Below are 18,292 nucleotides of genomic sequence, written 5' to 3'. Positions count from 1 at the left end.
CCATGTTGGCAAGGATGGTTCTCAGGGAGTGATGCGCGCCAGATGCTCGAGGTCGGTTTCCTCGCGCAGCGGATCGGGCGCCATGATCACGGAGGTGCTGTTGTCGGCATCGTCGGCGAAGTGGGCAAGCACGGTGCGGCCGCCTTCCATCCGCGCCTTGCCTTCGGCGACCAGCCCGAGCGCCAGCGGATAAAGCCGGTGCTCGGCCTTCAGCACGCGCGCGGCGAGCATGTCCTCATTGTCGCCGACCATCACCGGCACGGCAGCCTGGGCGATGATCGGGCCGTCATCCATGTCCAGCGTCACGAAATGCACCGTGCAGCCATGGATGCGTATGCCGGCGCGCAAGGCGCGCGCATGCGTATCCAGCCCCTTGAAGGCGGGCAGCAGGGCAGGGTGGATATTGATCATCCAGCCCAGCCATTTCTCGACGAAGCGCACGCCGAGAATGCGCATATAACCGGCCAGCGCCACGATCTCGGCGCCGAACGAGACAAGTGCGGCGTCGATCGCCCCGTCATGCGCTTCCTTGCTGGTATAGTCGGCCCGCGAAATCACCTTGGTGGCGATGCCGCGCGCCGCCGCGATGCCGAGACCGGCGGCATTGGCCCGGTCGGAAATGACGCCGACGATCTCGGCCGGATAGTCCGGGTTGCTGGCCGCGGCGATCAGCGCCGTCATGTTGGAGCCGCGTCCCGAAATCAGCACCACGGTGCGTTTGCGCGCACTCATAGGCCGATCGCGCCCCGATAGATCACGCCGGCGTCGCGGCGCGGCACGATGCGGCCAATCGGCGTCACCGTCTCCCCGGCCTCCTGCAGCACGGCCGCGACCTGTGCCGCCTGGCCGGAGGCGACGGCGAGGATCATGCCGACGCCGCAGTTGAAGGTGCGCATCATCTCTTCCGGCGCCACGCCGCCGGTCTTGGCCAGCCATGAGAACACCGCCGGCACTTCGATGGCGTCGAGGTCGAGTTCGGCCGAAAAATCCTTCGGCAGGACGCGCGGGATGTTTTCCGGGAAACCGCCGCCGGTGATATGGGCCAGCGCCTTGATGCCATGCGTGTTACGGATCGCCTTGAGGATCGACTTGACGTAGATACGGGTCGGCTCGAGCAGCGCCTCGGCCAGCGTGGCTTCATCGTTGAAGGGCGCTGGATCGGTCCACGCAAGGCCGCTGGTGGCTACGATGCGGCGGACCAGCGAAAAGCCGTTTGAATGCACGCCCGACGAGGCCAGCCCCAACAGCACGTCGCCCTCGACGATGTCGTCGGTCGGCAGCAACTGGCCGCGTTCGGCCGCGCCCACGGCAAAGCCGGCGAGGTCGTAGTCGTTGCCGTGATACATGCCGGGCATTTCCGCCGTCTCGCCGCCGATCAGCGCGCATCGGGCCTGCCGGCAGCCCTCGGCGATGCCGCCGACGATCGCCGCACCCTGGTCGGGGTCGAGCTTGCCGGTGGCGAAATAGTCGAGGAAGAACAATGGCTCGGCGCCCTGCACGACGATGTCGTTGACGCACATGGCGACGAGGTCGATGCCGATCGTGTCGTGTTTGCCGGCATCGATGGCGATCTTCAGCTTGGTGCCGACGCCGTCATTGGCGGCGACCAGCACCGGGTCGGTGAAGCCGGCGGCCTTGAGGTCGAACAGGCCGCCGAAGCCGCCGATCTCGCCATCGGCGCCCGGCCGGCGCGTCGCGCGCACCAGCGGCTTGATCTTCTCGACCATGAGGTTGCCGGCATCGATGTCGACACCCGCCTCGGCATAGGTGAGCCCGTTCTTGCGCTTGCTCATCACTCTTTCCTGCTTTCCGGGGCTCTTCGCATGAACGGCTGCGCCTCGCAAGGATAACGGCTGGCTCAGGCATTTTCGGCATCACAAAATCGTGGACAGAGGCCTCAGGCAAATCTCCAACATTGGCGATGGCGAAGGCCTTGAAGATAGCCAATCTCTCCCCACGAGCGGAGATTGGCAGCATCTGCGTCGCTCTCACTTGCCGTAGCCTCTCATCTCTATCATGTATCATCAAAACAGAAGCGACGGGACATGCGTTTGACCATCCCCAACATGATCACGATCATGCGTTTCGTGCTGGTGCCGGGCGTGGTGCTGGCCATGCTGCAGGGGCGCTGGGACTGGGCTTTCGCCGGCTTCCTGATCGCCGGCATTTCCGACGGCGTCGACGGCTTCATCGCCCGCCATTTCAACCAGTTTTCGCAGCTTGGCGCCTATCTCGATCCGATGGCCGACAAATTGCTGCTGGTCTCGGTGTTCGTGGTGCTGGGTTTCATCGGTGAATTGCCGCTGTGGCTGGTCGTCACCATGGTGTCGCGCGATGCGCTGATCGTCTGCGCCGTCGTTTTGTCCACCGTCATGGCCCACCCGGTCGAGATGAAGCCGCTGTTCGTGTCGAAGGCCAACACCGCCGTCCAGATCGGGCTGGCGGCGGTGGTGCTGGGCGAACTGGCCCTCGCCATCGATCTCGATCCGCTCAGGCCGGCGCTCATATTGCTGTCCGGGGTCTTGACCGTGGCTTCGGCCGCGGCCTATCTCGTGGCTTGGCTGAGGCATATGAGCGGCTATGGCGAAGGCTCCAAACCGGATACCTGACCAGAACATCGACGCGGCAGCCGAAGCTGCCGCTGCCGATGCGGCCGCGTCCGGCGTGTTTCGGCGCCAAATCCGCTTCTGGCTGATCAGCGCCATCATCCTCGCGGTCTTCCTCTATGTCTTCAGCGGCATCCTGCTGCCGTTCGTCGCCGGCATGGTGCTCGCCTACTTTCTCGACCCGGTCGCCGACCGGCTGCAGCGGCTCGGCCTGTCCAGGCTGATGGCGACGATTGTCATCCTGTTTGCCTTCATCGTCGTTCTGGTGCTGGCCTTCGTCATCCTCATTCCGGTGCTGGCTTCGCAGATGGCTGATTTTGCCAGCAAGCTGCCGGAATACCTGACCCGGCTGCAGAGCCTGATCACCAGCTTCGATCCGAGATGGCTGGAAGAGCAATTCGGCGTCGACGCCAATGGCCTGCGCGAAGGGTTGAACTCGCTGCTGACCTCCGGCTTCGGCCTGCTGACCACGGTGTTCACCTCGATCTGGAGTTCCGGCGTGGCGCTGGTCTCGGTGGTCAGCCTGTTCGTCGTCACGCCCGTCGTCGCCTTCTACATGCTGCTCGACTGGGATCGCATGGTGACGATTGTCGACAGCTGGGTGCCGCGCGATTATGTCCAGACCGTCAGGGCGATCGCCAACGACATCAACACCGCCACCGCCGGCTTTGTGCGCGGTCAGGGCACGCTGTGCCTGGTACTGGGTGCCATGTACGCCACCGGGCTGACGCTGACCGGTCTGAATTTCGGCATCCTCATCGGCCTGTTCGCCGGTCTGATCTCCTTCATCCCCTATGTCGGCTCGCTGACCGGGCTGGTGCTGGCCGTCGGCGTCGCCTTCGTCCAGTTCTGGCCGGACTGGACCATGGTCGCGGCGGTGGCCGGCGTGTTCTTCGTCGGCCAGTTCATCGAGGGCAACATCCTGCAGCCGAGGCTGGTGGGAAAAAGCGTCGGCCTGCATCCGGTGTGGCTGATGTTTTCGCTGTTTGCCTTCGGCGCGCTGTTCGGCTTCGTCGGCCTGCTGATCGCCGTGCCGGCCTCGGCCGCCGTTGCCGTCCTGGTGCGCTTTGCCATCGCCCGCTATCTCGAGTCGCCGCTCTACAAGGGCCACAACACCGAACCTGTGCCGCCGCTGCCGGCGCGTCGCCGCGGGAGCGGTGGGCCGCGCAGTTGAGCCAGATGCCGGACAACAAGATCGACCCGCCGCGCCAGTTACCGCTCGATCTCGGCCACGGCACCGGCTATTCGCGCGACGAACTCGTTGTCTCAGGCACCAACAGCCAGGCGGTGGCGCTTGTCGATCGCTGGCCGGACTGGCCGTCGCCGGTGGTCGTGCTCGCCGGCCCCGCAGGCTGTGGAAAAACCCATCTGGCGTCGATCTGGCGCGCCCGCGCCGGCGCAGTGAAGGTCGACGCCGGGCGGATCGGCGACTGCATGGCAAGCCTCGGCGCGCGGCCGGCCCTGATCGACGATGTCGATGCCGGTCCGGTCGATGAAGAGGGGCTGTTCCATCTGATCAACGCGGTGCGCGCGGCCGGCTCGACCTTGCTCTTGACCGCGCGGCGCTTTCCGTCCGCCTGGGGTGTCAGGCTCCCCGACCTCGCATCGCGGCTGAAGGCGGCGGCGATGGTCGAGATCCACGAGCCCGACGATCTCTTGCTGGCCGGTGTCATCACCAAACTGTTCGCCGACCGCCAGGTCGAGGTCGAGCCGCATGTCGTGCAATATCTGGTGCGCCGCATCGAGCGCTCGCTGGCCACCGCGATGCGCGTGGTCGAACGGCTCGACCGCACGGCACTGGAACGCAAGACGCCGATCACGAGGGCGCTCGCCGCCGAAACCGTCAGCGCCATGGATGAGGGGCAGGGCGAGTTCGAGATTTAGGCGGTGGGAGAACTTCCCTTCTCCCCTTGTGGGAGAAGGTGGACGCGAAGCGGCCGGATGAGGGGTGCTGGAAGAAATGAGGCGCTGGCGATCCTGTCGCAGTGCGCCCGATTTGGGCGAGGGTGTCCGCCAAGCTGGAACACCCCTCATTAGACCGAGCTTCGCTCGGCCACCTTCTCCCACAAGGGGAGAAGGAAAGAAGCTCCGGCCGGTGTCCCATTTCGGGAAACGTTGACTGGCATCTGCTTTGCATCTTCCAGCTTGCCGGCTAACCCCGGTCCTGATGCGTATCAAATCAGGTTGTAGGCTCGCCGGGAGATGGGCGGTTGGGGTTCTCTTCCCGGCGAGTTTGCCTTCAACGAGGGGTCGCCAGTGGCGTATTCGGAACTGGCAACCGCGCCATGGATAATAGCAGTCCCGCGCCGTCTTGGCCGTTATGATCACCGTTGAATGGTCTATTCTCATTGCAAATATGGGCCAGGAGATGGTCCATAGAGGAGGGCAGATGCAGGTATCCGTTACAGACGCCAAGGGACAGCTGACCGAATTGGTGCGTTGGGCCGAGGCAGGTGACGAAATCATCCTAACCCGTCATGGTCATGCGGCCGTGCGCTTGGTTCCGGTCAAGGCAGTGCCGGACAGGAAAAGCCGCCGGGCATTGCTGGAGGCGATGCGGGCATCCGGCGCCGCGAGGGCGAAGGCCGGGCCATCCGCCGCGCGAAGCCAGGATATCCTCTACGGCGATGATGGCCAGCCCGAATGGTCGTGGTCGATACCTCGGCGCTGATGGCGAATCGTTCTTGACGAACCGGAAAAGCTGATGCCTGCATCGCGGCGCGGCGCAAGGACCTAAAGCGCGTCGCATGAATCCATTCAAATGCGGCGCTTCGGGTGCAATCCTGTTTTGCTGCCCGGTCGAGTCGGTCCGGTCGAAACTCGTCACAACCCAACTGTCACAACTCAGCTCCCGCCGCCGGGAAGGGCCGCTCGTTCCGCGCCGAAGCGCCTGCGGTAGTCGCCCGGCGCCAGGCCGGTTATCCTGGCGAACACTTTGCGGAAGGAGCCGGGATCGTCATAGCCGACATCCCAGGCGATCTGGTCGATGGATCGGGTTGTCGCTTGCAGCATCTCACGCGCCTTGCCGACGCGCAGGTGCTGGCAATACTCGGTCGGCTTGAGGCCGGTGGCGTTGCGAAAGCGGCGCAAAAAAGTCCGCTCCTCCAGGGCCGCATGCTCCGCCATGGTGGCAAGCGTCACAGCGCGCGCGCCTCTCGCCTGGAGCCAGTGCTGCACCTTGAGGATGGCCTCGTCGCCATGGTTCAGCCTGGGAGCAAAGGGGCTGTAGAAGCGTTGCTCGCGTCCCGGCGGATCGACCAGCATGAAACGGGCGGTGTCCATCATGACGGTTGGCCCAAGCACCCTGTCGACGAGTTTCAGGCCGAGGTCGGTCCAGGCCATATAGCCGCCGGCGGTGATGATGTCGCCGTCGTCGATGACCAGCTTGTCGGCATCCAGCACGATGTCGGGAAAGCGCATCGCCAGCGCGTCGCGATAGGCCCAGTGCGTGGTCGCCGCACGACCGGATAGCAGGCCAGCCTCGGCAAGCACGAAGGCGCCGGCGCAGACCGAGCCGAGCGTCGCGCCGGCAGCGTGGCGGGCCCTGAGCCAGTCGGCGTAGGGCGCGGCCGTCTCGCGAGGGATCGGATCACCCAGGGTCGGAGGCAAGATGACCATGGCAGGTCCATGGCCGAGGCCGGGCTCGCTGTCGAAGCTGCGGATGACGGTTTGGCTCGCCTCCTGCCACTGCCAATGGCTGACGCGAAGCCTCAGCCCGTCCGGCGACCGGTCGGCAGCCAGCCGGTTGGCCAGCTGAAACAGGTCGGTCAGACCGAGAACTGCCGCTTGCTGAACGCCGGGATACACAACAAGCCCGATTTCAACCCGGTCAGACAGCGCAATCACCTGTCAGTTTTGCCACGTTCATTGTCTGTTTTGCCAATTCTCACCATGACTCGGTTGCAATAGGTTGTCCACAGAAGGAACGAACCTTCCCCACCAATTCAGCCAATTGCAGCAAGGAGTAAGACGATGAGCACATTCACCACCGAGGACGGCACCGAGATTTTTTACAAGGATTGGGGCACAGGCCAGCCAATCGTGTTCCATCACGGCTGGCCGCTCAGCGCCGACGACTGGGACAACCAGATGCTGTTCTTCCTCGACAAGGGCTATCGCGTCATCGCGCATGACCGGCGCGGGCACGGTCGCTCGACACAGACGGCGACCGGCAACGAGATGGACACCTATGCCGCCGATGTCGCGGCCCTGGTCGCCCATCTTGATCTCAAGGGCGCCGTCCATATCGGCCATTCGACCGGCGGCGGCGAGGTGGCGCGTTACGTGGCCCGCTACGGTGGCGAAGGACGCGTCGCCAAGGCGGTGCTGATCGGCGCGGTGCCGCCGATCATGCTCAAGACCGACAACAACCCCGGCGGCCTGCCGATCGAGGTCTTCGACGGCTTCCGTGCCGCTCTGGTCGCCAACCGCGCCCAGTTCTACAGGGATGTGCCGGCCGGCCCGTTCTATGGCTTCAATCGCGAGGGCGCCAAGGTCTCGCAAGGCGCCGTCGACAATTGGTGGCGCCAGGGCATGATGGGCGGAGCCAAGGCTCACTACGACTGTATCAAAGCTTTTTCCGAGACCGACTTCACGGAAGACTTGGGGAAGATCGACGTGCCTGTCCTGATCATGCACGGCGACGACGACCAGATCGTGCCGATTGCCGACTCAGCCCTGCTTGCCGCCGAGTTGGTGAGGCACGGCACGCTCAAGGTCTACAAGGGCCTGCCGCACGGCATGTGCACCACCCACCCGGAGATCATCAATCCGGATCTCCTGGCGTTCATCCAGGGCTGACGCTTCGCAAGCTTCAGGCGGGCACTCCGGGAAGTCCGGGCTGCCCGTTGGTCGCTTGGGTGCTTCGTCAGTCGCAGATGCTGTCCGGCGCAGGTGCGCCGGCAGCACGGCCGGTGATTTCCGGTGAATGGATGGTCGGAGTGGAGAGATTCGAACTCCCGACCCTCTGGTCCCAAACCAGATGCGCTACCAGGCTGCGCTACACTCCGAGTCCTTGGCGGCGTATAGGGTTACGGGCTTGGCTGCGCAACCCCTAAAAGACGAAAACGCAACAAACGGCAGGCCCGGATCGAGAGCGGAGTCGGAAATGCCGGCCGGCGCAACGGTTTCGCGGCAGCGCCACCTCAGGCACCCAGGTTGCTGTCCAGCGGCACGCTGCCGTTAACCCGGATAAAACGTCTCCGCCGGGAAGAAAACGCCCGGCGCGATCTCGGTCGTCCTGTCCACGGCCGTCACCTCGCGCGATCATCGTCGGTGGCCCGCCGTGAAGGGGTACGGCAGGCTCGGCCTTGCCGCCGGCAGCATTGCGCAGTAATGACGGGAATACAGCGGCGGTGCCGCTTGCACGTAGCAACGAGGTGTTCATGTCCGCGCGCATTTTCAGCCCAGCCAAAACCGCGATGCAGTCCGGCAAGGCCAAGACCGGCCACTGGGTGCTGGAATTCGATCCCGAGATGCGCAAGAAAATCGATCCGCTGATGGGCTACACCACGTCAGGTGACATGCGGAGCCAGATCAGGCTCACCTTCGACACAAGGGAAGAGGCGGTGGCCTATGCGGAGAAAGAGGGGCTGGCCTATCGCGTCGAGGAGCCGAAGGAATCCAAGCGCCGCCAGATTTCCTATGCGGAGAATTTCCGCTATGACCGCAGGACGCCCTGGACGCATTGACCGGCAAATGCCGGGCAGCCGTCCCAGCGCATAAATTAGCCGGCCCTTGGCGTCGGCCAGCGGTCCCGTAGCTCAGCTGGATAGAGCACCGGCCTTCTAAGCCGATGGTCACAGGTTCGAATCCTGTCGGGATCGCCAGCATTTTCTGTGTCCAGCCCGGAGACATAGGATCGGCGATGCGCTGATCGGCCCGCGTCCTCGCCCGGAGGCGCGGGCTTTGATTTTTCAGCTTGGTGCTAAGTGCGACTAGCTCCAGGTGCCTCGTCGAGGAGATTTGGACCTTTACTCACAGGCATCTGGCCGTCGGGAGTAAGCTTGTCCACTGCGTCGGGCAGTTCACTTGTGAGCCGGTCGAGAAGTTCCTCGCGGGACAATCCGGTTTGCTCGGCGAGATCGCTCAACGTTTGCGGGTCGATCGCTTTCTCGACTTGGTCGCGCTGAACGGGGCGATTCGATCCTGTACCAACCCAAGAATCGACTTGATCGCCCGCACCCGCATTCTTGAGACGCTCCAGGATGTCGCCGAGCCCGCCGGTGGAGCCAGCGTTTTTGGCATCTGTCGAGTTCCTACCGGCGATTAACTCGCCGATCTTGTCCCTATTCTTGTAGGCAAGCAGGCCAAGCAAGGCTATGGCGACTTTTCCTATGTCAAGGCTCATTTCGCACCTCCTTCCATGAAGAACGGACAAGGCATGCGGCTTTGAAAGGTTCCACGGTATTTGCTGCTGGGCTGGTTTTCAGTTCGGTTAAGGACGATGGGGCTTCCCGGTCGAATCCAGGCAGGACTTCAGCGCGGGCGCCGCCGAAACGATCAAGGCTATCGGACGTGCGTGTTCAGCCTCGATCGTTTCGGACAGCGGCGCTCTGAATTCACAACCATGCAACCACTGCCTTGTCTTTGCGTTTAGCCGCTTTCAATCCCGGCGAGCTTTAAAAATGACGGCGTTCACCCCGATTTCAATCACCTTGAATGGCAAAGCGATGGCGATCGCGTCGATAGCCGACGCTGCGAAAGCGCTGCAACAACCATGGCCATCCATGGACAAGCCGTCCCGACTTGAAGCAATCCGAATGATCGAGGAATGCCTGGCCGGACATTGCAGTCACCAAGCTGCGTTCGCCGCTTTCGAGGCGGCCGCATCTGAACAATGCCTTCTTGAGCAAAAGCCTCCAAGCGCGGGCCTCAGGAAATTCGACGGGGTTGCCGAAGACCTGATGTGAAGTGATGCTGCCGCGCGACCTTCGAACCGCTGACAGGCCTCGCCCGGGCGGAGTTGGCCAGTCGTGATTGTGGACCACCCGCCAACAAAATTGAGGAATGGCGGGTAGTCCGTATCAGCGCAGGAAGGGACGTAGCTGCGCAGATCTCAATTCATTCTTGGTCCAATCGTCAAAGTCCGGCTTCCCTGGCCACCGACCGTTCGCCAAGGAACGAGATGGAGACGGCGAAGACCGCAGCGAGTAACCAGCGGGCTTGGTGGACGCCATTTTCCATCGGCTCCTTGCGTGAGCTCACAGCAAGCGACTGCTACGAGCAGCCGCAGTGCCGGGTGGCGCGGTGTCCGGGCTATTACGCGAAAACAGGTGAGACTTAGGTCCCGTCTCGAATCAGACCGAAGCCCAACCAAGGAACGTTTGCGGCTGCCTGAGGTTTGGTGAGCCTGGCGCGAAGACGATGCCGTTCAGCGCAATAGAGCTCACATCAAGGAGGCACTTATGAGTATGCGTCTTTCCACTGCAGCCGCTGGGTTTCTGTTGCTGGCCGGTATCGGCGCCGCTGCCGCTCAGGACGTAGTCATCGAGCCTGAACAGGAGACCGTCATCAGGGAGTATGTCAAAAAGCAGCCGCTGGCATCGGTGAAAATCCCTGGAGTGGAGCTCAATATCGGCTCAACCTTGCCCGAAACCGTCGAACTTCATGAAGTCCCCGACACAAAATACCGTTACGTGGTGGTCGACAACCGGACCGTTGTGGTTGACCCGGGCACGCGCAAGATCATCAAAGTTATCGAATGAGCTAAGCGACTGGACCCGCCGTGCCGAAAGGTGCGGCGGGAAGTCGAGCGACGAGGAATGTGATCACCATGTCGAACCGTGAGATTGGAGCGTCGCAGGCGCTGCGAATACGCGTGGCTGACCTCGCTGAGAGGATGCGCGGCGCCCGGATTACCGAAAACGAACTGAAGACCTTTCGAAAGGTCGCAGCAGTCCTGGAGGACGGCAAGGGCAGAATCGATGCCGACGATTTGATTGCCGCATCCTTCGTCGTCGATCCGCCAGACTGACAAGAAGTGCTGCAATGTCCCTGTCTCCCAGCCTATTCTCTGTTGGCCTGACTTTCCAATGCCCGCAGTGCAACTTCACCGTCATCAAGAACGGCCGCTGGTTTCAGGTCGTTTCCCATTACAAGTGCGAGGGCTGCGGACGCGAGATCCGGATTACCTATCCCGACAAGATTGCGATCTTCCAGAAGCACGCGCACTTGGCCATGCCGCCGGGAGCGCGGTAGCTGCGGCAGATGTGCAGACCAACTCCTTCATTGCCAACTCCTTCATTGAAAGTGAGCTCGAATTGCCGGACTCGAGCGCGAGCGTCATGGTGACCTAGATAAACCAGGTCGCCACCAGCCCCAAAGAGGCGGAAAAGATTGCGATCGTAGTAGCCCATCCCAGGGCGTTGGTTGTCCGGCTGTTGACCTTGTCTCCCATGATCCGCGGGTTGTTCGTCATCAGCATGATAAGAAGAAGCAGTGGCGGCGTGGAAAAGCCCTGCACGATACCGGACCAGACGAGCGCCTTCATTGGGTTGAAACCCAGGAAATTCAGGCCAACAGCAATCAGCGTGAAGGCGCCGATCGCGATATAGAACTTTGGCGCCTCACGCGGCTTGGCATGAAGGCTGTGCTCCCATCCAACCGCCTGCGCCAGATCGTATGCGGCACCTGTCGTCATGACCGGAACGGCAAGGAACCCGACCCCGATCACGCCGGCCGCGAACAGTACGCCAGCGGCTGCACCAGCGAGCGGCTTGAGAGCTTCGGCTGCTTGAGCGGCGGTCTCGACGTCGTGCTCGCCGGCTTCATAGAGCGTAGACCCTGTCGACAGGATGATAAAGTACATGATGAGGTTGGAAAAAATCATGCCGATCAGGATATCGCGGCGGGAGCGGCGCAGTTCACCGTCGGTGGCACCCTTGCGCTTCCTCAGCGTCGTTCTCCCCTCGGCAATCTCTTCCTCCACCTCCTCATTCGACTGCCAGGTGTAGAGATAGGCTGAAAGGGTGGTGCCGATGATGGCCACCAGAATGGACAGGAACTCGCGGCTGAACTGGATTTTTGGAACAAGGGTTCCCCACAGCACGGCTGCCGCATCCGGCTTCGCCAGGATGGCCGAGCCGACATAGGCAAGCAGGGCCAGCGCGAGCCAGCGGAAGATGTTGCGTATGAGCGTGTAAGAGCCCCAAAGCTGGAGAGCAAAGATAGCGGCCGCGACTACAACCACAATGAGGGGAATCGGAACAGGAAGGAAGATGTTGATGGATGCAGCCATGCCGCCGAGATCGGCGGCTGCTTCGATCGTGTTGCCGATCAGCACGCCCACCAGGACAGCCCAGAGCAGCCATCGGGGATAGAAGTTCTTGATCGCATGAAAGAGGCCGCGGCCCGAAACCTGTCCAAGCTTCGACGAGAGATACACGACCGTGTACATCATCGGCAGCGTTACAGGAGCGGTCCAAAGCAGGTCCGGGCCAAAGCGCGCGCCGGCACTTGCATAGGTGCCGATCGCCGAGCAATCGTCGTCGGCGGCGCCGGTGATAAGGCCGAGTCCAAGTGCTCGCCCTATGCCGTCCTTCTTGTCTTCCCGTGGTGAAGTGGCGTTACGATCGCGCTGCGTCATTGCGGCCACGCCGCGCAAAGAGGGTCACGCGCAAGCACGAGAAAAACGTCGCGAGCAATTATCCTATAAATGTACTGCAGCACGGGAGTGGGTCTCATACCGGCAAACCTCTACCGCCGTTCCAACTCCGCAATCGGCTGCTTGTTCCCCGCGTCAGCCGAGTGTTCAGGGCATGATAGAGCCCACGATTTCAATGAGCTTGGGCATCTTCCAAGCCTTTCATCTTTTGACGGAACCCTACACCCGACGTTTTACGAGATATTCTGCCGGTGTGATTGTCTGTTGGCCGATGGTGCGCCAGTCCAATGGTTCGACGGCGTGCGCGTCACATAAATGTTTGATGTTGCCAAAAGGCTTGCTCGATCGGATTGAGCTAGGGTGAGTATGGCGGCAGGAATCACAGCTTGCGCCGGCTGCCCTTAGGGCCTGGGGCAGGGCGGATCTGAACGGGGCTTTTCCACGAATGACTTTGATGGGCGCGGCGGCACTGCTGATCCTGATCCTGACCTATGCCGGCGTCGCCGTCGGCAGGTTCCCCGGCCTGCGCCTCGACCGGGCAGGCATCGCGCTGCTCGGCGGTGCGGCGATGATCGCCATCGGCGCACTCAGCCTGGAGGACGCATACCGCGCCATCAGTTTCGACACCATCACGCTGTTGCTCGGCATGATGATCGTCGTGGCGCATCTGAAGGTCTCGGGCGCCTTCCGTGCGCTCGGCGCCATTGCCATCGAGCATGCGCATGCGCCGTTCATGCTGCTGGCGATGGTGACGCTGCTGACCGGGGTGCTGTCGGCGTTTCTGGTCAACGACGCGATCTGCCTGGTCATGGCGCCGATCGTCGTCCACGTCACCCGCGTCATCAACCGAAACCCTGTCCCCTATCTGATCGCCACCGCTACGGCGTCGAATTGCGGCAGTGTCGCCACCATCACCGGCAACCCGCAGAATATGGTCATCGGCGCGCTGTCGGGGATTTCCTATCCGGCCTTTTCGGCGGCCCTGGCGCCGGTCGCGCTGTTCGGCCTCGTCGCCGTCGTCGTCATCGTGCGCATCGTCTATCGCGCCGAGTTCGCGCGCAAGGCCGAACTCAGCCCCGAAGTCTATCGCGGCCGCATGTTGCCGGGCCAGGTACTCAAGGCGGTGGTCGTCTGCATCGGACTGGCGATCGCCTTCTTTGCCGGCGTTCCGGTCGCCAAGGCGGCGCTCATCGGCGGCGCCATTCTTCTCGTGACCCGTGCCATAAAGCCGGCGCCCATCTACCGCGAGATCGACGGGCCGTTGCTGTTCATGTTCGCCGGCCTGTTCATCGTCGTCGCCGGCGCCGAGAAGACGCTGCTCACGCCCGACATCATAGCCTCGGCAAAAACCCTCGGGCTGGACGACGTCTGGCGGCTGTCCGGCTTCACCGCGGTGCTGTCCAACATCATGAGCAATGTCCCGGCCGTGCTGGCGCTGCGGCCGTTCATACCCGGCCTGGACGACCCTGAGCGCGCCTGGCTGGTCGTCGCGATGAGCTCGACACTGGCCGGCAATTTGCTCGGTTCAGTCGCCAATCTGATCGTCGCCGAGTACGCACGGGTCTCCGGCACACCTCTGTCGTTCGCCGCCTTCTTCAAGGTCGGGCTGCCGCTGACGCTGGTTACGCTGCTTGCCGGGACGGCGTGGCTGGCGCTAGGGTTTTAGCAGCAGGCAAGGCTGCTTCAGGTGCAGGCCTGGTCGGACTATTTGGCGTGCGTGGGCCAGAACGCCCAGATCAGCAAAGCTGCCAAAGCCAGCCAGAGCGCCACGACAATGAACATCCCCATCCTGCTTTGCGGCTGTTTTTCGAGCGCGGCAGCCCGCGCCCTAAATTCGGCCATCAGCGACGGCGCAACAAGCCTGATGGCCAGGACTACGCCGAGCGGAACGATGATCAGATCGTCGATATAGCCGAGCACCGGAATGAAGTCGGGGATGAGGTCGATGGGGGAAAGCGCATAGGCGGCCACGATCCCGGCAACGAACTTCGCAAACCAGGGCACCCGAGGGTCGCGCGCGGCGAGCCACAGGGCGACGACATCAAGCTTGATGTCGCGCGCCCAGCGCTTTGCGGCTTCCAGCCAGGCTTTCATAGCGCTATTTTAGCACAGATTGTCCGCCGACACCCGAGCGACGGTTGCTGACTGGCAGGGTTCGATCACGGTGAAGCCGTCAGCAACTTTTTCGAATCAGCTTGGCAAGCCTTAAGCGGCCGCCGCGGCGAGGCCGCGCGCCAGATCGGCTGTGAGGTCCTCGACATCCTCGAGCCCGATCTGCAGGCGGATGAGCGGGCCGTCATAAGACCCCTTGGCGACGACGCGGTCGCCGAGGAAGACCGGCACCGCAAGGCTCTCATAGCCGCCCCAGGAATAGCCGAGGCCGAATATCCTGAGCGCGTCGAGGAAGGCATGCTGCTGTTTCTGGCCGCCGCCCTTGAGTACGATCGAAAAAATGCCGCTCGAGCCGCAGAAGTCGCGCTTCCAGAGATCGTGGTCGGGATGGCTGGCAAGCGCTGGATGCAGCACCCGCGCCACGCCCGGCTGGCCCTCCAGCCAGCCGGCGATCGCCAGAGCGCTGCGCTGATGGTGGTCGAGGCGCACACCCATGGTGCGCAGGCCGCGCAGCACCTGATAGACGTCGTCCGGCCCGGCGCAGCAGCCCATCGTGTAAAATGTCTCGCAAAGCTGTTTCCAGCAGGCCTTGTTGGCCGACGCCGTGCCGAGCAGCACGTCGGAATGGCCGGCCGGATATTTCGTCGCCGCATGGATCGAGATGTCGACGCCGTGGTCGAGCGGGCGGAAGTAGAGCGGCGTCGCCCAGGTGTTGTCCATCATCACGATCGCACCTGCGGCGTGTGCCGCGCTGGAAATGGCCGGTATGTCCTGCACCTCGAAAGTGTTGGAGGCCGGCGATTCGGTGAACACGACCTTGGTGTTGGATTTGATCAACGCCGCTATACCGGCGCCGACATGCGGATCGTAATATTCGACCTCGACGCCTAGCCGTTTCAGCATCGTGTCGGCGAAATTGCGGGTTGGGTGATAGACGGAATCGACAATCAGGACATGGTCGCCCGCCGACAGGAAGGCGAGCAGCGGCACTGTCACCGCCACCAGGCCGGAGGGCACCACAATCGTGCCGGCCGAGCCTTCCAGTCCGTCGATGGCGCTGGCAAGCGCGTCGGTGGTCGGCGTGCCGCGCGTGCCGTAGGTGTATTTCTGGCCACGTGCCGCCATCGTCGCCGCGTTGGGAAAGAGCACGGTCGAGGCATGCACGACCGGCGGGTTGATGAAGCCGAAATAGTCATGCGGATTGTTGCCCGAGTGGGCAAGCCGCGTGTTGATGCCCAATTCGTTGCCGTCTTTTGCCATTGCGCTTCGCCTCTGATGAAGCGCTAGCCATAGTGCGGCGGCATTGGCCGCGCAACCGTTCGCCAACCGCCAGCCGGCGGACTGGTTGTGCCAATCGCTCCGATGGCTTTCCGGCGCGGCGCTGCCTCCCCGAAGACGGATTTTAGAAGCCAGCTCCGATTCGCGTTGGCCGGACCTCGCAGTTGCTGGCTAATTTTCGGGCGCGTTTGTCTGCAATTCAGGCATTTGCGGCAAATGGTTTGAAACTCTTTGGGTTTCGGTCATTTTCCTTGACCTCACTGTGATAATCGCCTTCGATGCAGTTCGTGAATGGGAGGCAGCGCGTCGGTTGCGATGCGGGTTCCGGTAATGGGCCGGAACGGGAAGCTGCGTTCACACGGAAAAAAAAGTCAGGTTCGCCTGAAAAAAACAGAAAAGGGTCTGTGGGTTATGAAACACATTGCAATCGGCATTCTGGGCGCCGCCGCGCTTGGATTGGTGGCTTCGGCCGCGTCGGCGGCCACGCTCGACGACGTCAAGGCCAAGGGCTTCATCCAATGCGGCGTGTCGACCGGTCTGGCCGGCTTCTCGGCGCCGGACGACAAGGGCGACTGGCAAGGCATCGATGCGGACTTCTGCCGCGCTGTCGCGGCCGCCGTGTTCGGCGATGGCACCAAGGTCAAGTTCACGCCGCTCAGTGCCAAGGAACGCTTCACCGCACTGCAGTCAGGCGAGATCGACGTTCTGTCGCGCAACACCACCTGGACCATCAACCGCGATACGGCGCTTGGTCTGAACTTCGTCGGTGTCACCTATTATGACGGACAGGGCTTCATGATCAACGCCAAGAAGCTGCCGGGGGTGAATTCCGCGCTGCAGCTTTCGGGCGCGGCGGTCTGCGTGCAGAGCGGCACCACGACCGAACTCAACCTCGCCGACTACTTCAAGACGAACAAGATGGAGTACAGCCCGGTCGTATTCGAACAGCTGTCAGAGGTGGACGCGGCCTATGACGCCGGCCGTTGCGATGTCTACACCACCGACCAATCAGGTCTCTACGGCATCCGGCTGACGCTGGGCGCGCCCGCCGACCACGTCGTGCTGCCTGAGATCATCTCCAAGGAGCCGCTCGGACCGGCCGTGCGCCAGGGCGACGACCAGTGGTACCACATCGTCAAGTGGACCTATTTTGCGCTGCTGCAGGCAGAGGAACTCGGCATCACCAAGGCCAATGTCGAGGAAATGAAGGCCTCGGACAATCCCGAGATCAAGCGCGTGCTCGGCCAGGAGGCCGATACCAAGATCGGCACCGATCTCGGTGTCTCCAACGACTGGGTCGTCAACATCGTCAAGACCGTCGGCAATTACGGCGAAATGTTCGAACGCAATGTCGGGTCGGGCAGCCCGCTGAAGATCGCGCGCGGCATCAACGCGCTGTGGACCAAGGGCGGTCTGCAATACTCTCCGCCGATCCGCTGATCGAAATGTGATCCGGGAGGCAGATCGTCTGCCTCCCGGTTTCTCTTTCCAGGGGATGGTCGAATGGCATCGCAGGAAATTCTTCGCGAGGAGCCAAGCCGCGGCTCCTTCATCAATGATCCAAAGGTCCGCGGCATAGTCTTCCAGGCGGTGGTCGTCATCGTGCTGGTTGCGTTGGTCTGGTGGATCGTCCAAAACACCATCGACAATCTGACGCGCCTGCGCATTGCGTCAGGCTTCGGCTTCCTCAGGGGTCGCGCCGGCTTCGACATCAGTGACAGCGCCATCGCCTATTCGTCGGATTCGACCTATGGCCGCGCCATCGTGGTCGGCTTTATCAACACCCTCATCGTTGCCGCCGCCGGCATCGTCACCGCCACCATCATCGGCTTTATCCTCGGCGTCGGCCGGCTTTCGCACAACTGGCTGATCCGCAAGATCTGTATGGTCTATGTCGAGGTCTTTCGCAACATCCCGCCGCTGCTGGTCATCTTCTTCTGGTATTCCGGCGTGCTTTCGGTGCTGCCGCCGCCGCGTGAAAGCATCAATTTGCCGTTCAGCTCCTTTCTCAACCAACGCGGCTTTTATTTTCCACGCGCCGTGTGGGGCGAAGGCTCCTGGCTGATCCTGGTTGCTTTGCTTCTCGGCATCGCCATGGCGTGGTTCGTCGCCCGCAAGGCGCGTCAGCGGCAGATGGCGACCGGCCAGCAATTCCCTGTGTTCTGGACATCGGCGGCTTTGATCATCGGCTTGCCGTTGCTGGCCTACGCGCTCAGCGGCTTCCCGCTGAGCTTCGATTATCCAAAGCAATCGACCTTCAACCTGACTGGTGGCTTTCAGATCAAGCCGGAGTTCCTGTCGCTCTACCTGGCGCTGTCCTTCTATACGGCGGCCTTCATCGCCGAAATCGTGCGGGCCGGCATCATGGGCGTCAATAAGGGTCAGACCGAGGCAGCCGGTGCGCTCGGGCTGCGGCCGGGATCGATCCTGCGGCTTGTCGTCATTCCGCAAGCCATGCGGATCGTCATTCCGCCGCTGACCAGCCAATATCTGAACCTGACCAAGAACTCGTCCCTGGCCATCGCCATCGGCTACCCGGATCTGACGGCGACGACCGGCACGGTGCTGAACCAGACCGGTCAGGCTATCGAGTGCGTGCTGATCATGATGGTGGTCTATCTCGCACTCAGCCTGTTGACGTCGGCGGTCATGAACGTGGTCAACGCCAGAATGGCGCTGGTGGAGAGGTAGC

The 18,292-nt window shown here is 62.5% G+C and carries 20 protein-coding genes and 2 tRNA genes; 14 read left to right on the top strand and 8 right to left on the bottom strand.

Annotated features, from left to right (window positions below):
- Nucleotides 1-21: 21 nt before the first annotated feature.
- Nucleotides 22-732 (bottom strand): phosphoribosylglycinamide formyltransferase, encoded by a 711-nt coding sequence (purN, locus tag AC0L2M_RS18285; RefSeq protein ID WP_128169218.1) that lies wholly within the window; start codon nt 730-732, stop codon nt 22-24.
- Entirely contained in the window at nt 729-1,793 is a 1,065-nt protein-coding gene (gene purM, locus AC0L2M_RS18280; protein ID WP_023800644.1) for a phosphoribosylformylglycinamidine cyclo-ligase, read from the bottom strand. The genes purN and purM overlap by 4 nt, the downstream gene beginning before the upstream one ends.
- Nucleotides 1,794-2,051: 258 nt before the next feature.
- On the opposite strand from purM, the gene AC0L2M_RS18275 reads away from it, so the two are divergent.
- From AC0L2M_RS18275 to AC0L2M_RS18260, 4 genes are all read left to right on the top strand, one after another.
- The gene (locus AC0L2M_RS18275) at nt 2,052-2,609 is read left to right on the top strand and encodes a CDP-alcohol phosphatidyltransferase family protein (protein WP_473535547.1); all 558 of its coding nucleotides are present in this window, start codon (nt 2,052-2,054) and stop codon (nt 2,607-2,609) included.
- Entirely contained in the window at nt 2,581-3,780 is a 1,200-nt protein-coding gene (locus AC0L2M_RS18270) for an AI-2E family transporter (RefSeq protein WP_128169217.1), read from the top strand. The genes AC0L2M_RS18275 and AC0L2M_RS18270 overlap by 29 nt, the downstream gene beginning before the upstream one ends.
- Nucleotides 3,781-3,785: 5 nt before the next feature.
- Entirely contained in the window at nt 3,786-4,490 is a 705-nt protein-coding gene (gene hdaA / locus AC0L2M_RS18265; protein ID WP_023800641.1) for a DnaA regulatory inactivator HdaA, read from the top strand.
- A 505-nt stretch (nt 4,491-4,995) separates the two neighbouring features.
- Entirely contained in the window at nt 4,996-5,277 is a 282-nt protein-coding gene (locus AC0L2M_RS18260) for a type II toxin-antitoxin system Phd/YefM family antitoxin (protein ID WP_128169216.1), read from the top strand.
- A 173-nt stretch (nt 5,278-5,450) separates the two neighbouring features.
- Here the strand turns inward: AC0L2M_RS18260 and AC0L2M_RS18255 are convergent, their stop codons facing one another.
- Nucleotides 5,451-6,452, bottom strand: a complete 1,002-nt coding sequence (locus AC0L2M_RS18255) for a GlxA family transcriptional regulator (protein WP_287260736.1) — start codon at nt 6,450-6,452, stop codon at nt 5,451-5,453.
- A 126-nt stretch (nt 6,453-6,578) separates the two neighbouring features.
- On the opposite strand from AC0L2M_RS18255, the gene AC0L2M_RS18250 reads away from it, so the two are divergent.
- Nucleotides 6,579-7,406 (top strand): alpha/beta fold hydrolase, encoded by an 828-nt coding sequence (locus AC0L2M_RS18250; protein WP_473535515.1) that lies wholly within the window; start codon nt 6,579-6,581, stop codon nt 7,404-7,406.
- A gap of 132 nt (nt 7,407-7,538) precedes the next feature.
- Here the strand turns inward: AC0L2M_RS18250 and AC0L2M_RS18245 are convergent.
- A tRNA-Pro gene (locus tag AC0L2M_RS18245) sits at nt 7,539-7,615 on the bottom strand.
- A 375-nt stretch (nt 7,616-7,990) separates the two neighbouring features.
- Between AC0L2M_RS18245 and AC0L2M_RS18240 the strand changes: the two genes are divergently transcribed.
- The gene (locus AC0L2M_RS18240; protein ID WP_027152615.1) at nt 7,991-8,296 is read left to right on the top strand and encodes an ETC complex I subunit; all 306 of its coding nucleotides are present in this window, start codon (nt 7,991-7,993) and stop codon (nt 8,294-8,296) included.
- A gap of 61 nt (nt 8,297-8,357) precedes the next feature.
- Nucleotides 8,358-8,434: transfer RNA gene (locus tag AC0L2M_RS18235), tRNA-Arg, on the top strand.
- A 98-nt stretch (nt 8,435-8,532) separates the two neighbouring features.
- On the opposite strand, the gene AC0L2M_RS18230 is transcribed toward AC0L2M_RS18235, so the two are convergent.
- The gene (locus tag AC0L2M_RS18230; protein ID WP_027152614.1) at nt 8,533-8,955 is read right to left on the bottom strand and encodes a YidB family protein; all 423 of its coding nucleotides are present in this window, start codon (nt 8,953-8,955) and stop codon (nt 8,533-8,535) included.
- 277 nt (nt 8,956-9,232) lie between these two features.
- On the opposite strand from AC0L2M_RS18230, the gene AC0L2M_RS18225 reads away from it, so the two are divergent.
- The 4 genes from AC0L2M_RS18225 (at nt 9,233) to AC0L2M_RS18210 (ending at nt 10,805) form a co-directional block, all read left to right on the top strand.
- Nucleotides 9,233-9,517, top strand: a complete 285-nt coding sequence (locus tag AC0L2M_RS18225) for a DUF982 domain-containing protein (RefSeq protein WP_036262054.1) — start codon at nt 9,233-9,235, stop codon at nt 9,515-9,517.
- Nucleotides 9,518-10,012: 495 nt separating this feature from the next.
- Nucleotides 10,013-10,312, top strand: a complete 300-nt coding sequence (locus tag AC0L2M_RS18220; RefSeq protein ID WP_023800634.1) for a DUF1236 domain-containing protein — start codon at nt 10,013-10,015, stop codon at nt 10,310-10,312.
- A gap of 68 nt (nt 10,313-10,380) precedes the next feature.
- Complete coding sequence (locus AC0L2M_RS18215; RefSeq protein WP_023800633.1) at nt 10,381-10,581, top strand: hypothetical protein; 201 nt, start codon at nt 10,381-10,383, stop codon at nt 10,579-10,581.
- Nucleotides 10,582-10,595: 14 nt separating this feature from the next.
- A complete protein-coding gene (locus AC0L2M_RS18210; RefSeq protein WP_023800632.1) occupies nt 10,596-10,805 on the top strand; it encodes a hypothetical protein in 210 nt (69 codons plus the stop codon).
- 94 nt (nt 10,806-10,899) lie between these two features.
- Here the strand turns inward: AC0L2M_RS18210 and AC0L2M_RS18205 are convergent, their stop codons facing one another.
- The gene (locus tag AC0L2M_RS18205; protein ID WP_473535514.1) at nt 10,900-12,192 is read right to left on the bottom strand and encodes an Nramp family divalent metal transporter; all 1,293 of its coding nucleotides are present in this window, start codon (nt 12,190-12,192) and stop codon (nt 10,900-10,902) included.
- A 463-nt stretch (nt 12,193-12,655) separates the two neighbouring features.
- Here AC0L2M_RS18205 and AC0L2M_RS18200 point away from each other — a divergent pair, with 463 nt between their 5' ends.
- Nucleotides 12,656-13,876 carry an anion transporter gene (locus AC0L2M_RS18200; RefSeq protein WP_473535513.1) on the top strand — a complete coding sequence of 407 codons (1,221 nt, stop codon included), beginning with the start codon at nt 12,656-12,658 and terminating at the stop codon, nt 13,874-13,876.
- A 38-nt stretch (nt 13,877-13,914) separates the two neighbouring features.
- On the opposite strand, the gene AC0L2M_RS18195 is transcribed toward AC0L2M_RS18200, so the two are convergent.
- Both AC0L2M_RS18195 and AC0L2M_RS18190 read right to left on the bottom strand, forming a co-directional pair.
- The gene (locus AC0L2M_RS18195; protein ID WP_128247585.1) at nt 13,915-14,304 is read right to left on the bottom strand and encodes a YkvA family protein; all 390 of its coding nucleotides are present in this window, start codon (nt 14,302-14,304) and stop codon (nt 13,915-13,917) included.
- Between the two features lie 111 nt (nt 14,305-14,415).
- A complete protein-coding gene (locus AC0L2M_RS18190; RefSeq protein WP_473535512.1) occupies nt 14,416-15,582 on the bottom strand; it encodes a cystathionine beta-lyase in 1,167 nt (388 codons plus the stop codon).
- A gap of 429 nt (nt 15,583-16,011) precedes the next feature.
- Between AC0L2M_RS18190 and AC0L2M_RS18185 the strand changes: the two genes are divergently transcribed.
- Entirely contained in the window at nt 16,012-17,040 is a 1,029-nt protein-coding gene (locus AC0L2M_RS18185) for an amino acid ABC transporter substrate-binding protein (RefSeq protein WP_023800623.1), read from the top strand.
- Nucleotides 17,041-17,103: 63 nt separating this feature from the next.
- A complete protein-coding gene (locus tag AC0L2M_RS18180) occupies nt 17,104-18,291 on the top strand; it encodes an amino acid ABC transporter permease (RefSeq protein WP_473535511.1) in 1,188 nt (395 codons plus the stop codon).
- The last annotated feature ends 1 nt before the right edge of the window (nt 18,292 follow it).

It is taken from the genome of Mesorhizobium sp. WSM4806 (assembly GCF_055811635.1).
This window is presented reverse-complemented; position numbering and strand designations above follow the sequence as displayed.

Excerpts from the sequence above, each read along its gene's own strand:
- purN (WP_128169218.1), bottom strand. The coding sequence starts at position 732 with ATGAGTGCGCGCAAACGCACCGTGGTGCTGATTTCGGGACGCGGCTCC.
- purM (WP_023800644.1), bottom strand. The coding sequence starts at position 1,793 with ATGAGCAAGCGCAAGAACGGGCTCACCTATGCCGAGGCGGGTGTCGAC.
- AC0L2M_RS18270 (WP_128169217.1), top strand. The coding sequence starts at position 2,581 with ATGGCGAAGGCTCCAAACCGGATACCTGACCAGAACATCGACGCGGCA.
- hdaA (WP_023800641.1), top strand. The coding sequence starts at position 3,786 with ATGCCGGACAACAAGATCGACCCGCCGCGCCAGTTACCGCTCGATCTC.
- AC0L2M_RS18260 (WP_128169216.1), top strand. The coding sequence starts at position 4,996 with ATGCAGGTATCCGTTACAGACGCCAAGGGACAGCTGACCGAATTGGTG.
- AC0L2M_RS18250 (WP_473535515.1), top strand. The coding sequence starts at position 6,579 with ATGAGCACATTCACCACCGAGGACGGCACCGAGATTTTTTACAAGGAT.
- AC0L2M_RS18240 (WP_027152615.1), top strand. The coding sequence starts at position 7,991 with ATGTCCGCGCGCATTTTCAGCCCAGCCAAAACCGCGATGCAGTCCGGC.
- AC0L2M_RS18230 (WP_027152614.1), bottom strand. The coding sequence starts at position 8,955 with ATGAGCCTTGACATAGGAAAAGTCGCCATAGCCTTGCTTGGCCTGCTT.
- AC0L2M_RS18225 (WP_036262054.1), top strand. The coding sequence starts at position 9,233 with ATGACGGCGTTCACCCCGATTTCAATCACCTTGAATGGCAAAGCGATG.
- AC0L2M_RS18220 (WP_023800634.1), top strand. The coding sequence starts at position 10,013 with ATGAGTATGCGTCTTTCCACTGCAGCCGCTGGGTTTCTGTTGCTGGCC.
- AC0L2M_RS18215 (WP_023800633.1), top strand. The coding sequence starts at position 10,381 with ATGTCGAACCGTGAGATTGGAGCGTCGCAGGCGCTGCGAATACGCGTG.
- AC0L2M_RS18210 (WP_023800632.1), top strand. The coding sequence starts at position 10,596 with ATGTCCCTGTCTCCCAGCCTATTCTCTGTTGGCCTGACTTTCCAATGC.
- AC0L2M_RS18205 (WP_473535514.1), bottom strand. The coding sequence starts at position 12,192 with ATGACGCAGCGCGATCGTAACGCCACTTCACCACGGGAAGACAAGAAG.
- AC0L2M_RS18200 (WP_473535513.1), top strand. The coding sequence starts at position 12,656 with ATGACTTTGATGGGCGCGGCGGCACTGCTGATCCTGATCCTGACCTAT.
- AC0L2M_RS18195 (WP_128247585.1), bottom strand. The coding sequence starts at position 14,304 with ATGAAAGCCTGGCTGGAAGCCGCAAAGCGCTGGGCGCGCGACATCAAG.
- AC0L2M_RS18190 (WP_473535512.1), bottom strand. The coding sequence starts at position 15,582 with ATGGCAAAAGACGGCAACGAATTGGGCATCAACACGCGGCTTGCCCAC.
- AC0L2M_RS18185 (WP_023800623.1), top strand. The coding sequence starts at position 16,012 with ATGAAACACATTGCAATCGGCATTCTGGGCGCCGCCGCGCTTGGATTG.
- AC0L2M_RS18180 (WP_473535511.1), top strand. The coding sequence starts at position 17,104 with ATGGCATCGCAGGAAATTCTTCGCGAGGAGCCAAGCCGCGGCTCCTTC.